This window comes from Legionella nagasakiensis, from assembly GCF_900639915.1.
GTDB lineage: Bacteria > Pseudomonadota > Gammaproteobacteria > Legionellales > Legionellaceae > Legionella_A > Legionella_A nagasakiensis.
This window is the reverse complement of sequence record NZ_CAAAID010000001.1, coordinates 149,008-163,369: the sequence shown is the minus strand read 5'-3', so window position 1 is coordinate 163,369 and position 14,362 is coordinate 149,008. Positions and strand designations below refer to the sequence as shown.

The window sequence follows — 14,362 nt, the reverse complement described above, 5'->3', positions numbered from 1 at the left end:
AACGTATTTGCGATAGCTTCAGGAAGTCATTATGCACCATGGCCTAAAACATTACCTGGGCGAAACTTATGATTTACTACGCGATAGCGTCTATCAGTTCGCCAGTCATGAAATTGCCCCAATTGCTGCACAGATTGATAGAGAGAATGCTTTTCCTAATCATCTTTGGCAAAAACTAGGCGCTTTGGGTTTACTCGGTATTACAGTCAGTGAAGAATATGGCGGTGCTGGCATGGGCTATTTAGCTCATGCGATCGCCATGGAAGAAATCTCACGTGCTTCCGCTTCCGTAGGCCTAAGCTATGGCGCTCATTCCAATCTGTGTGTCAATCAGATTTATTTAAATGGGAATACCCAGCAAAAAGAACGCTACTTGCCCAAATTGATACGTGGTGAATACATCGGTGCGCTGGCCATGAGTGAAGCAAACTCTGGTTCGGATGTAGTAAGCATGCAGATGAATGCTCGCCAACAAGGTAATTATTTTATTCTCAATGGCACTAAAATGTGGATTACCAATGGACCAGATGCGGATGTGTTGGTGGTCTATGCTAAAACGGATAAACAGGCTGGTAGTCGGGGGATCAGTGCCTTTATCATTGAAAAAGGCTTTCCAGGTTTTCGCACCGCCCAGAAACTCGATAAACTAGGTATGCGCGGCTCAAATACCTGCGAACTTGTTTTTGAAGACTGCGAAGTACCTGCTGAAAACTTATTGGGTGAACTCAATCAAGGCGTTCAAGTGCTTATGAGCGGATTGGATTACGAGCGAACCATCCTTGCCGCAGGCCCCGTTGGTATTATGCAAGCCTGCCTGGATGTTGTCGTTCCCTATGTGCATGAGCGCAAGCAATTCAAACAACCGATCGGCGAATTTCAATTTATTCAAGGAAAACTGGCAGACATGTATACGGATCTGAATGCCTCTCGCTCCTATCTCTATGCCGTTGCCCAAGCGTGTGATCGCAATCTGGTCAGTCGCAAGGATGCTGCCAGTGTTATTTTATATACGGCTGAGAAAGCGACTCAAATGGCCCTTCAGGCAATTCAGACATTAGGAGGTAATGGCTACATTAACGAATATCCAACTGGCCGCCTGTTGCGAGACGCAAAATTGTATGAAATTGGTGCAGGAACGTCTGAAATTCGACGCATGTTAATTGGCAGAGAACTATTCAACGAGACCGCCAATTAGCCTATGTTTGTTTATTTTCTTATAATTGAAAGAGAGAGCGTTATTAATCAGCTATGCAGAGATCTAATCAAAGTTCCCTCTAACTTTCCCTTATAGAAAGGGGAGAACTTAAAGAAAGCAAACAACTTTACCTATTGCTAAATAACGACTATAAATCTATCTCCATCTCAGATAAGGAACAGTCCTATGAAACACGATGATGTGGTTATTGTTGCAGCAAAAAGAACACCGACAGGAAACATGCTTGGTACTCTATCTTCTTTATCCGCCCCGGAATTAGGTGCAGCAGCACACCGTGCTGCCATTGAGCAAGCAGGCATTTCTCCTGCCGAGGTTGATGAAGTTCTTAGTGGCTGTGTTCTGCAAGCCGGTATTGGTCAAGCTCCGGCAAGACAAGCCGCCAAGCTGGCGGATGTACCCGATTCAAAAGGCGCAACCACCATTAACAAAATGTGTGGCTCAGGAATGAAGGCAGTCATGCTCGGACACGATCTGATTAAAGCAGGCTCCGCTCAGGTGATCCTTGCAAGCGGCATGGAAAGCATGAGTAATGCCCCTTATTTATTAAGCAAAGCGCGCGCTGGTTATCGTCTAGGCCATGGAGAATTAAAAGATCATATGTTTCTTGATGGTCTGGAAGACGCCTATGATCGTGGTAAATTAATGGGTGTTTTTGCAGAAGCGACGGCCAAACGCTATCATTTTAGCCGGGAAGACCAGGATGCCTATGCCATACGCTCCATGACACGCGCATTGCAGGCAGAAGAAGACGGCAGCTTCCAGCATGAAATTGTGCCCATAACCGTACACGGACGCAAAGAAGATGTCATCATCAGCCGAGATGAGGGTCCTGATCGTGCAAAAATCACAAAAATCACACAATTGCGCCCAGCATTTTCCAAAGATGGAACCGTCACGGCAGCCAATTCAAGTTCGATTTCCGACGGTGCTGCCAGTTTGATTTTAATGACAGCAGAACATGCACAACAGCGCGGGTTGCAACCATTAGCCAGGATCGTTGCTCATGCCAGTCATGCTCAGGAACCAGAATGGTTCACGACTGCGCCAGTTTCAGCCATCCGCCATGTCTTGAATAAAGCCGGCTGGAAACCTGGTGACGTGGATCTTTATGAAATTAATGAAGCGTTTGCCGTTGTAACGATGGCTGCCATTAAAGAATTAGAATTGGATGTTGAAACGGTGAATATCCACGGTGGTGCATGCGCTTTAGGGCACCCAATTGGCGCATCTGGCGCAAGAATTATGGTAACGCTGATTCATGCGCTAAAGCAAAAGAACAAGCATCGAGGTGTTGCTTCTCTCTGCATTGGCGGCGGTGAAGCAACAGCCATTGCACTGGAACTGATTTAAACCTGATTAGGACTTAGGCTCTCCAACACATTGGAGTCTGCATAAGTCCTGCTCCCATTGATGTTGAGGAAGTTTATGCTCAGACAAAGTATGATATATCTTTTCTTAAGTGTTTTGGTTGTTGTCTTTGCTGCCTATGCGCATTTAGTGATCGTCTATATCGACATGTTTTATATGTACGTCAATTTGAAGTTATCGCCCATTTTCAGTCAAAGTGAAGCAGGTATCATGATTCGTAAAGTGTTTTCGCTGGTGATGATCCCCGTGGCCATAGCAGCCATTCCTGCACTCACCTATCGACTGATCAAAGGACGAAATATGCCTTATTTTATCCAAATCACTTGGCTATTATGGCTGATTGTTGTACTTAGCAAAGTACTTATTCAATAAGGATCAACCATGGCAAAAATTATCAGCCAACTGAATCCAGCCAGCTCCGAATTCAAAGCAAATCAGACGGCAATGCAGCGTCTAGTGGATCAACTGGAAAAAACCATTGCAAACATTGCCTTAGGCGGAGATGAAAAGGCCCGGGCTCGTCATTTAAAACATGGAAAACTGTTGCCACGAGAACGTTTGCAACAACTATTAGACCCTGGCAGTCCTTTTCTTGAATTATCCCAATTAGCCGCTTACGAAGTTTATGAAGATAAATTGCCGGCCGCAGGTCTCATCACGGGCATTGGCCGTGTTGCCAATCAGGAATGCATGATTGTCATCAATGATGCCACCGTTAAAGGAGGAACTTATTATCCTTTAACCGTAAAAAAACATTTACGCGCCCAGGAAATTGCGCAAGCCAACCATCTTCCTTGCATTTATCTGGTGGATTCAGGTGGTGCCTTTTTACCACTGCAAGATGAAGTATTTCCTGACCACGATCACTTCGGCAGAATTTTTTATAATCAGGCCAACTTGTCTGCGCAAAATATCCCGCAAATTGCCGTGGTCATGGGCTCTTGCACCGCTGGTGGCGCGTATGTACCTGCCATGGCAGACGAATCCATCATGGTACGCAATCAGGCCACGATTTTTTTAGGCGGCCCTCCCCTCGTTAAAGCAGCAACCGGTGAGATAATCAGTGCTGAGAAATTGGGTGGTGCTGAGGTCCATTGCCGAGAATCTGGTGTCGCCGATTATTATGCAGAAAACGATGAACATGCACTTTATCTGGCCCGCCGCATTATCAGCCACTTAAACCGCCATAAGCCAGAATGCCTGACTCGTATTGCCAGCCATGAGCCGGCGTATGACCCTGCAGAATTGAATGGCGTCATTCCAACCGACAGCCGGAAACCTTTTGACATCCGTGAAGTGATTGCACGTCTTGTTGACGGCTCAGAATTTGAGGAATTTAAAGCGTTATACGGCACCACACTGGTTTGTGGATTTGCCCATTTATATGGATATCCTATTGGTATAGTCGCCAACAACGGCATCTTATTTGCTGAAAGTGCCTTAAAAGGAACACACTTTATTGAACTCTGCTGCACTCGAAAAATTCCATTATTGTTTCTACAAAACATCACCGGCTTTATGGTAGGAAGCAAATACGAAGCAGGAGGAATTGCCAAGCACGGCGCCAAAATGGTAACAGCGGTAGCGAATGCCAAAGTGCCTAAATTCACTATCATTGTCGGCGGCAGTTTCGGGGCTGGCAATTACGCCATGTGCGGACGAGCTTATGCTCCGCGTTTTGTATGGTCCTGGCCCAATGCACGTATTTCAGTCATGGGTGGAGAGCAAGCTGCAAATGTACTTGCGCAAATTAATCGTGACAAGCATAACAAGCAAGGGACTCAATGGCCTCTTGAGGAAGAAGAACAATTTAAAGCAACGTTACGCGAACAGTACGAAACACAAGGAAACCCTTATTATGCAAGCGCAAGGTTATGGGACGATGGCGTTATTGCCCCTCAGGATACCCGTAAAATTCTTGGATTAAGTCTGTCAGCAGCATTGAATGCTCCGATAGAATCAACGTCTTTTGGCGTTTTTCGCATGTAAGCACAAGGATATAACGTGAATGATGTATTAAGTGAATTGCAAGGCCACGTATTGATAATTACTCTCAATCGAGTCAGTAAACACAATGCCTTTGATGATCAATTACTGGCAAATTTACAGCACCTCTTGGATGAAGCGAACCAACATTCCAAAGCGCGTGTCATTGTTTTAAAAGCAAATGGTCGTCATTTTTCTGCCGGTGCTGATTTAGCCTGGATGAAACGCATGACGAACTTTAGTGAAGAAGAAAATCTGGCCGATGCGAAGGTTTTAGCAAACGTCATGTTTACCTTACATCATAGTCCAAAACCTACCATTGCCATGGTGCAAGGTGCCGCCTATGGTGGGGGGGCTGGCTTGGTTGCTGCATGCGATATTGCCATTGCAGCCGAAAATGCGCGTTTTTGCTTTTCTGAAGTGAAATTAGGATTAATCCCAGCCGTTATCAGTCCTTACGTCATCAAAGCCATTGGTCCCAGAGCAGCCTCCTGGCTATTTATGACGGCCGAAACGTTTGATGCTAAACGTGCCCGTGAATTGCAGTTGGTTCAACACTGTGTTCCTGAAGCTGAACTTTCGGATTATACTCTTAACTACGCTCAGCAATTGTCTCAGCAGGCCCCCTTGGCCGTTCGCGAAGCAAAAACATTAGTCCAGGAAGTAGCCACAAAATCCATCGATGAAGCATTAATGCATAAAACAGCGTGTTTAATTGCCAAAAAACGAACATCTGCAGAAGGACAGTACGGTTTACAAGCGTTTTTGAACAAGGAAACACCAAATTGGGATTAAGAGCATGAAGGGTTGGCGGAATTTGTCTACCCAAGCAGGAAGAGGCACATCTATGTTTAGTAAAATTTTAATTGCCAATCGCGGTGAAATCGCTTGTCGCATCATTAAAACAGCACGCCGTATGGGCATTGAGACGGTCGCAGTTTATTCTACGGCCGATCGCAACAGCCTGCATGTATCCCAGGCGAGTGAAGCGTTTTGCATTGGTCAGGCACCTGCTTCTTCCAGTTATTTAAATATCGACGCCATCATCACTGCCGCTCAAACCGCTGGCGCACAAGCCATTCATCCTGGCTATGGTTTTTTATCGGAAAATCCACATCTGGCACAAGCCTGCGCAAAAGAAGGCATCATTTTTATTGGTCCAACGGTTGCCGCGATGAAAGCCATGGCTTCCAAGCAATTAGCCAAGCAATTGCTTGAAAAAACCGGTGTGCCGCTTACGCCAGGCTATCATGGCAGCGATCAATCGGACGCGCGCCTGTTTGATGAATGCAAACGCCTGGGCTTTCCAATCTTACTCAAAGCTGCAGCCGGAGGGGGCGGGAAAGGCATGCGTGCTGTTTATGAAGAAGCCGATTTTTCTGAGTCCCTGGCCGGGGCGCGGCGTGAAGCCAAAGCCAGTTTCGGCGATGAAACCATGCTTATCGAAAAACTTATCCATAATCCGCGTCATGTAGAAATTCAAATTATGGCCGATAGTCATGGCCATATCGTTCATTTATACGAGCGTGACTGCTCGATTCAACGCCGACATCAAAAAATCATTGAAGAAGCGCCAGCCCCCGGTTTATCAAAATCCTTGCGACAAGGACTAGCAGAAGCGGCGATCGCGGTCGCCCGTGAAATTGAATATCTCGGTGCAGGAACCGTTGAATTCTTAGTCGATGAAAACGAGTGTTTTTATTTCATGGAAATGAATACACGGCTGCAGGTAGAGCATCCAGTCACCGAAATGATAACCGGTCTGGACTTAGTGGAATGGCAGCTACGGATTGCTGCTGGCGAATCCTTGCCCTGTAAGCAGGAGGCACTCAAAGTCAAGGGGCACGCCATTGAGTGTCGAATATATGCAGAAGATCCGACTCAGAATTTCCTTCCCTCCATCGGCCAAATTCGTTTTCTTAAAGAACCGACTGGCGAAGGTTTACGCATTGATAGTGGCATTGCTTATCATTCCTCAATTACCAGGCACTATGATCCAATGATCGCTAAATTAATCGCTTGGGGAGAGGATCGTGAGCAAGCTCTGCATCGTCTACAACAAGGTTTAAAGAACTATCATCTAGGAGGGGTAAAAACAAACATTGCTTTTTTACAAGCGATTATCAGCCACCCTCGATTCGTGCACGCTCAACTGTGTACGGATTTTTTAATCCAGGAAACCATTCAATTACCAACGGTTAATAAACCATTGGCGTTGCTCCTGGCAGCAGCTTTTGATTACGCAGCGAATATCGCTCAACAAAAAGATGGTTTGCAGAAAGACACGTTTTCTTGGCAAATGCATTTAAAAAGCCAATGGCGCTCTCGTTATCTCATTGAAAATGAATCGTTTGACGTCACTGTCATTCCACGTGCCTCTGACCAACTCATCATTCAATCTGGCGATGAAACCACCCACGTGCAAGTGACATTGGCGGGTAATCAATTACAGTTTGATAATGGTGCCGAACACTGGCGAGTCTTGGTAGAAACGCTGCCAGAACGTCTGATTTTTTATACCCAGTCTGGCTTGATGACGGTAGAACGTTTTAACTGGCAGCATTTAGCCGTATCACCCAGCAGCCCCAAAGCACAACTTACCGCGCCCATGCCTGCCACCGTCGTAGCCGTCTTGAAAAATAAAGGGGACCGAATTAAGGCAGGTGAACGAATCATGGTTTTGGAAGCGATGAAAATGGAACATACTATCCAGGCACCAAGTGATGGAATATTGATGGAAATTTTTTATGATATTGGTGCGCAGGTCAATGAAGGCGCAGAATTAATTGCAATGCGTGCAGAGAGTGAAATTAATCCCATGGAAAAATCCAGTTAGAAAAGCGCGCGTTTCTGTAAGGACAGCAATGAATCATCCACAGCAAGTAACGATTATCGAAGTCGGGCCGCGCGACGGTTTACAAAATGAACCCTCGTTCGTTGCCACAGAAAATAAGATTAAGCTAATCAATTTACTGAGTCAAAGTGGATTGCAACATATTGAAGTCACCAGTTTTGTCTCACCAAAAGCAATTCCTCAACTGGCAGATGGCAGTGCCATATTCAACGGCATCGACAAACCGGCAGGAATACATTTTTCTGCCCTGGTTCCTAATGAACAGGGATTATTAAAAGCCATCGAGGCAGGTGTTCAGGAAATTGCTATTTTTACAGCCGCCAGCGAATCCTTTAATCAACGCAACATCAATTGTTCCATCAAGGAAAGCATTACTCGCTTCATGCCTGTCATGTCGCTGGCAAAAGCGCAAAAGATCCGAGTTCGTGCTTATATTTCCTGCGTTCTTGGCTGCCCTTATGAAGGAAACATCACGCCCGAGCAAGTCATCAAGGTCGCACACCAGCTACTTGAGCTCGAGGTCGATGAAATCAGTTTTGGGGATACCATTGGGGTTGGCACACCAAAACAAACGCATGAATTAATTGATGCGCTTACTTCTTGTATGCCTTTATCAAACATGGCCATGCATTTTCACGATACCTATGGACAAGCCATTGCTAATATATATGCAGCCCTTCAATGCGGAATTAGTCGTTTTGACAGTTCAGTGGCCGGTCTTGGTGGCTGCCCATATGCTCGTGGCGCAACTGGAAATGTTGCCACCGAAGATGTCTTATACTTGATGCATGGGCTGGGTATTGAAACGGGAGTCGATATTTTTAAACTGGTTGCCGCCGGCGAAATGATCTGTAAAGTACTGGGACGTAAAAATCAATCGAAAGTAGCCAATGCTTTGCTTGCAAATCCTTGTTAACACACTCATGTTTCATGTGCATAAACAAATCAATCCCGTTATAATATAATTCTTTGCATCGTATATGAATTACTCCTTTTTATTAATAAACAACCTTGATCTTAGCAGGCCTTTTTATGACGAAACCCACCCTAAAAGTTGCTCTGGTACAGGAACGATGGTATGAGAATCCTAAAGAACATCAAGACCATCTTGCTGCCGGAATTTTTGCTGCAGCCCAACAAGGAGCACAACTTGTTTGTCTGCAAGAGTTGACGTTATCCCCTTATTTTTGCACACGCACAAACGCAGACAGCACGCTGTATAAAGAAGACTTGTATTCAGGCCCTACAGCACACTTTATAAGTGCTTGCGCCCAAGAAGCAAACGTCTGCATCACCGCCTCTTTATTTGAACAGGCAGGTTATAATACAGCAATTGCCTACGATAATCAGGGAAAATTGATTGGTTTTACCCGTAAGCAACACATCCCCAGCGGGGAAAAATACCATGAGGATTATTATTTCAAGCCAGGGGATTCCAATTATCCTATCCATTCCATTGCAGGCCGGCGGTTTGGTTTACCAACCTGTTATGATCAATGGTTTCCGGAGCTTTCTCGAATTTATGGCTTAAAAGGCGCTGAAGTCTTAGTCTACCCTACTGCAATTGGTGATGAACCAACAGCACCAGGATTTGACAGTCAACCGATGTGGCAAAAAGTCATGATGGGCCAGGGCATTATGAGTAATGCCTTTATCATCGCAGTCAATCGAGTGGGTTGCGAAGATGGGTTGGAATTTTATGGCAGCAGTTTCATTGCAACCCCCATGGGTGAACTATTAGCACAAGCACCACGCCATGAACCTGCCGTACTTGTTGCTGAATTGGATTTTGACCAACGTGCCTTATGGGGGCGCCTGTTTCCTTTCAGCCAGCAAAGGCAGCCAGAGACCTATCATGCATTACTCCATCCCAGCCCTTAATGCCCCCACGTCCATCAGCAAGGTTAAACATGAATCAAAATGCCATTTCCGATGAAAATTTGTATAACATCAGCACCTGGGGAGAAGGATATTTCACCATCAATCCCCAGGGTAATATGGAAATCAGTAAAAACCCTGTAGAAAAAGGGGTGGAATTACAAGCCATTGTTCATGCGGCCAGTCGGGCAGGATTGCACTTGCCCTTACTGATTCGTTTTACTGATATATTGCATGATCGGGTCTTGAGGCTTTATGAAGCATTTTCACAAGCCATAGAAGAAACCAATTATCATGGAAGTTATCAACTCGTCTATCCTATCAAGGTAAATCAGGAACAATGCGTGGTGCGTGAATTACTCAAAGCCCCTGATTATGCCGTAGGTCTTGAAGCAGGCAGCAAGCCAGAATTAATGGCCGTCTTAGGATTATTGGGAGAGCGTCCATCAACCATCGTTTGCAATGGTTATAAAGACCGTGGCTACATTCGCATTGCCTTAATTGCACAACAAATTGGACACACCGTTTTCATCGTCATTGAAAAACTTTCAGAACTTGATGTTATTTTACGTGAGGCCGAACGTTTACAAATAAAACCACGGATTGGTGTACGTATCCGGCTGGTGACTAAAGGCGCTGGTAAATGGGAAAATACAGGCGGTGCTAAATCAAAGTTTGGACTAAATGCCGAACAAGTCTTAGACCTTATTCATCAGTTAAACGCACACAAGTCCCTGGATTGTCTGCAACTCATGCACTGTCATCTGGGCTCACAAATTGCCAACATCCGTGATATTCGCAGCTGTATGCTGGAAGTTGCGCGTTATTATGTTGAATTGCGCCGTCTGCAGGCGCCTATCAATACCATTGACGTCGGCGGCGGCCTAGGCGTTGATTACGAAGGCACGCGTTCTAATACTGGCTGCTCCATGAATTACAGTCTCCATGAATACGCCACCAACATACTCCTGGCTGTACGTGATTTATGTCTTGAAGCTCAATTGCCAGAACCTAATATCATTTCCGAATCCGGCCGCGCGCTCACAGCCCATCATGCAGTGCTGGTTACCAATATTACTGGCGTGGAAAAGATAAGAAACAACTCGATGCTTCCCAGCATAGAAGCCAGCGAATCCCGCGTCATCCATGATATTTGGGATACCTATCAAGCCATTCCAGAGAGCTCGCCGACAGAAATTTATCATTACGCCGCCCATGCTCTGGATGAAGCGAACTCCATGTTCAAACATGGGGTCATCAGTTTGACTGAAAAGGCAAAAGTTGAACAACTCTATCATACGATTTGTCTTGCCATTCAGCAACGATTGGACGAAGGCAACCCAGGCGACGGCGAACTCATCGATTTAATCAATGAACGATTGGCGACTAAAGTATTTTGTAATATTTCTTTTTTCCAATCCTTGCCTGATGCCTGGGCGATTGGACAGATTTTTCCCGTGGCTCCCATTTCGCAATTAACTCATACACCGGATATGCATAGCATTTTGCAAGACTTGACCTGCGATTCAGATGGCACATTAAAGCAATATACAGGCAGCAGCCGCATTAACAAAACATTACTATTGCCCCCTTATGATGCGAATCAGCCCTATCTACTTGGCTTCTTCCTCGTGGGTGCCTATCAGGAAATTCTTGGTAATTTACATAATTTATTTGGTGACACCAATTCTCTGGACGTCAAGTTAACCGGTGAAGGAAGATTTGAAATCAATGATCTGGTGAGCGGCGATACGGTCACTAATGTATTGAATTATGCGCATTTTGATTCGAAACGATTACTGCAATCGTATGAAAAACAATTGATTAACAGTGAATTACCTGATGACACCGTTCAGACTTATCTGAATGAGTTACGCAGTATTTTTTCCCAATTAACCTATCTTGACAGCAAATAAAGGATAATATGAACCCTAAACAGTCCGGCTATTTTATGCCTGCAGAATGGTATCCACATCAAGGTTGCTGGATGGCATGGCCCTGTCATTTGCCAACCTGGGAAAAAATTGGCTTGCAACGTGCTCGCCTAGCCTTCGCTAACATTGCTAAAGCCATTGCCCAATATGAACCAGTGACGATGCTGGTTAATCCTGAAGACATGACTTCAGCAGCCGATTTATGCGCAAAAGAAATCCGTCTGCTGCCATTAGCCATCAATGACTCATGGACACGCGATACAGGTCCCACATTCTTAGTGAACGCTCAAGGTGAATTGGCCGGCGTAGATTGGATACACAACGCATGGGGAGGGAATTATGAACCTTGTGAACTGGATAACCAAATTGCCGCAGCGGTGATTAAGCAAACGCATGCCCGCTATTTTCATGCCCCATTGGTCATGGAAGGCGGTGCATTTCATGTGGATGGTGAAGGAACCATCTTAACCAGTCGTGAATGTTTACTCAATGCAAACCGCAATCCCCAGCTATCACAACAGAAAATCGAACAATACTTATTCGATTTTCTCGGCGCTGAAAAAATAATATGGATTAACCGTGGACTTGTCGGTGATGAAACAGACGGCCATGTGGATGAAATTGCTTGTTTTATCGCGCCCGGCAAAGTGCTTGCTTTAATTACGGAAGATAAATCCGATGTAAACTATGACATTCTTCAGGAAAATCTGGATATTTTAAAGTCAGCAAGCGATGCAAAAGGCCGAACGCTTGAGATTTATACGGTAGAACAACCACCAGCCACTTATTTAGAGCACGAACGCTTAACCCTGTCTTATATTAATTTTTATCGCGCCAATCATGGCATCGTCATGCCAGCTTTTGGCCATGATCATCAGGATAAAGCCGCCTATGATCTCTTTATTAAATTATTTCCCGATCATAAGATAACTCAAATCATGGCTTTGGATGTTTTCGCCGGCGGCGGCGGTATTCATTGCATTACGCAGCAACAACCTAAAGCGGTTGGGGAAGACTTTTAAAGACATAAGGATTCATTATGAGCACGGTGGTATGGCAACCCAAACATCCTGAAGCAAGTCGCATGTGGCAATTCATGCGTTTTGTTGAACACATTCACCAACAGAAATTTGTTGATTATCAACAACTACATACCTGGTCTGTGCAACAGCCTGCTCTTTTTTGGCAGGCATTGTGTGAATTCTTTGCCATTCATTTTGATAAGCCCACCACTGAAGTCTTAAATCACTATTCACATATGATGGAAGCCAGATGGTTCACCGGTGCGACACTGAATTATGCCCAGAGGCTATTATCCCAACCTGGTGAGCGCATAGCCCTTATCTGTATCAATGAACAAGGAACACGTGAGGTTTTAACGTACCGTGAACTTCGACATCAGGTAGCCTCGTGCGCTGCCGGCTTAAAAAAACTGGGCATCGGCAAAGGAGATCGCATCGCTGGTTTCATGCCCAACGTCGCATATACCATCATTATCTTTCTTGCAGCCGCCTCCATTGGCGCAATCTGGTCTTCCTGTTCCCCAGATTTTGGTGTCCCTGCCGCCGTTGACCGTTTAGGTCAGATAGCGCCTAAAATTTTATTTCTCTGTGATGGGCATCAATATCATGGCAAAACCCATGACAATCTGGCAAAAGCAAACGAACTTACCACGCTGATACCCAGCTTACAGCACTTGGTGGTCTGTCCTTTGATGAACAACACCATCCATGCAAACGCAACGGACAAAACCATTCTATGGAACGATTTTATTCAACCTACGAATGAATTGCCGTTTGTATCGCTGCCTTTTGCTCATCCATTGTATATACTCTTTTCATCGGGAACGACGGGCAAGCCCAAATGCATCGTCCACAGCGCTGGTGGCGCCTTGTTGCAACACATTAAAGAATTGGGTTTACATACAGATCTCAAACCAGAAGACAATTTATTTTTTTACACCACTTGTGGCTGGATGATGTGGAATTGGATGGTTTCTGTACTAGCCTTGGGCGCCACCCTCACCTTGTATGAAGGATCACCGACTTTTCCTGCAGCCGATCGACTTTTTAAATTAATTGATGAAGAAAACATCAGTGTTTTTGGTACCAGCGCCAAATTTCTTTCTGCCGTTGAAAAAGAAGGAGTTCAGCCAAAAAATAACTACGCACTGAAGCGGCTGCGATGCATTCTTTCAACCGGCTCACCGCTCTTGCCTAAAAATTATGATTTTGTGTATGAGCAAATTAAACCAGACCTCCAATTATCTTCTATTTCGGGAGGCACCGACATTGTCTCCTGTTTTGCTCTTGGCAATCCCATTCTGCCGGTTTATCGTGGCGAATTACAATGTTTCGGCTTAGGGATGAGTGTCGATGTGTTTAATGAACAGGGACAATCCATCCGTGAGGCACGCGGAGAGCTGGTTTGTACCAAGCCTTTTCCATCCATGCCGATTGGATTTTGGCAAGATCCGGATAATCAATTGTATAAACATGCCTATTTTGAGCGTTTTCCTGGCGTTTGGGCGCATGGTGATTTTGCTGAAATCACCTCCCACAATGGCTTGATTATTTATGGTCGCTCCGATGCCGTACTCAACCCCGGGGGGGTACGCATAGGAACCGCCGAAATTTATCGTCAAGTTGAAAAAATTCCGGAAGTATTGGACAGTGTGGTGATTAGTCAAGACTGGGACGATGATGTACGAATCATATTATTTGTAAAATTGCACGAAGGGAACCCATTGGATGAAACACTAAAATCGACCATTCGCCAAACCATCCGCACCCATGCCTCACCGCGGCATGTTCCGGCAAAAATCCTGCAAGTGGCTGATATTCCGCGCACGATTAATGGAAAAGTAGTAGAACTTGCAGTGCGCCAGGTTGTTCACGGACAAACCGTGCAAAACCTGCAATCATTGGCTAACCCGCAAGCATTGGATCATTTTAAAAACATACAAGAATTACAGGAGTAGCCTGATGCACGAAAGGCTGATGCATGAAAGACAGGTTGTCAATCGATATAACTCATGTATAATCACAGCAGCGCCGATTTGAATTCTCAGCTTGCGGGCGCTCAATGGTTTGATAGCGGATCTGGTTTTCTAACCGATTTGCAGCC

At 45.2% G+C, this 14,362-nt stretch carries 11 protein-coding genes; all 11 read left to right on the top strand.

What is annotated here, in order from left to right; translation table 11 throughout:
- Window positions 1-31: 31 nt before the first annotated feature.
- Entirely contained in the window at window positions 32-1,195 is a 1,164-nt protein-coding gene (locus E1O52_RS00785) for an isovaleryl-CoA dehydrogenase (protein WP_133126839.1), read from the top strand.
- Between the two features lie 186 nt (window positions 1,196-1,381).
- A complete protein-coding gene (locus E1O52_RS00780; RefSeq protein ID WP_133126838.1) occupies window positions 1,382-2,566 on the top strand; it encodes an acetyl-CoA C-acyltransferase in 1,185 nt (394 codons plus the stop codon).
- A 75-nt stretch (window positions 2,567-2,641) separates the two neighbouring features.
- Window positions 2,642-2,956 (top strand): hypothetical protein, encoded by a 315-nt coding sequence (locus E1O52_RS00775; protein ID WP_133126837.1) that lies wholly within the window; start codon window positions 2,642-2,644, stop codon window positions 2,954-2,956.
- A 9-nt stretch (window positions 2,957-2,965) separates the two neighbouring features.
- Window positions 2,966-4,573 carry a carboxyl transferase domain-containing protein gene (locus tag E1O52_RS00770; protein ID WP_133126836.1) on the top strand — a complete coding sequence of 536 codons (1,608 nt, stop codon included), beginning with the start codon at window positions 2,966-2,968 and terminating at the stop codon, window positions 4,571-4,573.
- 15 nt (window positions 4,574-4,588) lie between these two features.
- Complete coding sequence (locus E1O52_RS00765) at window positions 4,589-5,365, top strand: enoyl-CoA hydratase-related protein (RefSeq protein WP_133126835.1); 777 nt, start codon at window positions 4,589-4,591, stop codon at window positions 5,363-5,365.
- A gap of 52 nt (window positions 5,366-5,417) precedes the next feature.
- Window positions 5,418-7,406, top strand: a complete 1,989-nt coding sequence (locus E1O52_RS00760) for an acetyl/propionyl/methylcrotonyl-CoA carboxylase subunit alpha (protein WP_133126834.1) — start codon at window positions 5,418-5,420, stop codon at window positions 7,404-7,406.
- A 28-nt stretch (window positions 7,407-7,434) separates the two neighbouring features.
- A complete protein-coding gene (locus E1O52_RS00755; protein WP_133126833.1) occupies window positions 7,435-8,340 on the top strand; it encodes a hydroxymethylglutaryl-CoA lyase in 906 nt (301 codons plus the stop codon).
- A 116-nt stretch (window positions 8,341-8,456) separates the two neighbouring features.
- Entirely contained in the window at window positions 8,457-9,305 is an 849-nt protein-coding gene (locus E1O52_RS00750) for a carbon-nitrogen hydrolase (protein ID WP_133126832.1), read from the top strand.
- A 29-nt stretch (window positions 9,306-9,334) separates the two neighbouring features.
- Window positions 9,335-11,218: a biosynthetic arginine decarboxylase gene (gene speA / locus E1O52_RS00745; protein ID WP_133126831.1), complete on the top strand. Its 1,884-nt coding sequence runs from the start codon at window positions 9,335-9,337 to the stop codon at window positions 11,216-11,218.
- An 8-nt stretch (window positions 11,219-11,226) separates the two neighbouring features.
- Window positions 11,227-12,258, top strand: a complete 1,032-nt coding sequence (locus E1O52_RS00740) for an agmatine deiminase family protein (protein WP_133126830.1) — start codon at window positions 11,227-11,229, stop codon at window positions 12,256-12,258.
- Between the two features lie 17 nt (window positions 12,259-12,275).
- On the top strand, window positions 12,276-14,216 hold the full coding sequence (locus E1O52_RS00735) for an acetoacetate--CoA ligase (RefSeq protein ID WP_133126829.1): 1,941 nt from the start codon (window positions 12,276-12,278) through the stop codon (window positions 14,214-14,216).
- The last annotated feature ends 146 nt before the right edge of the window (window positions 14,217-14,362 follow it).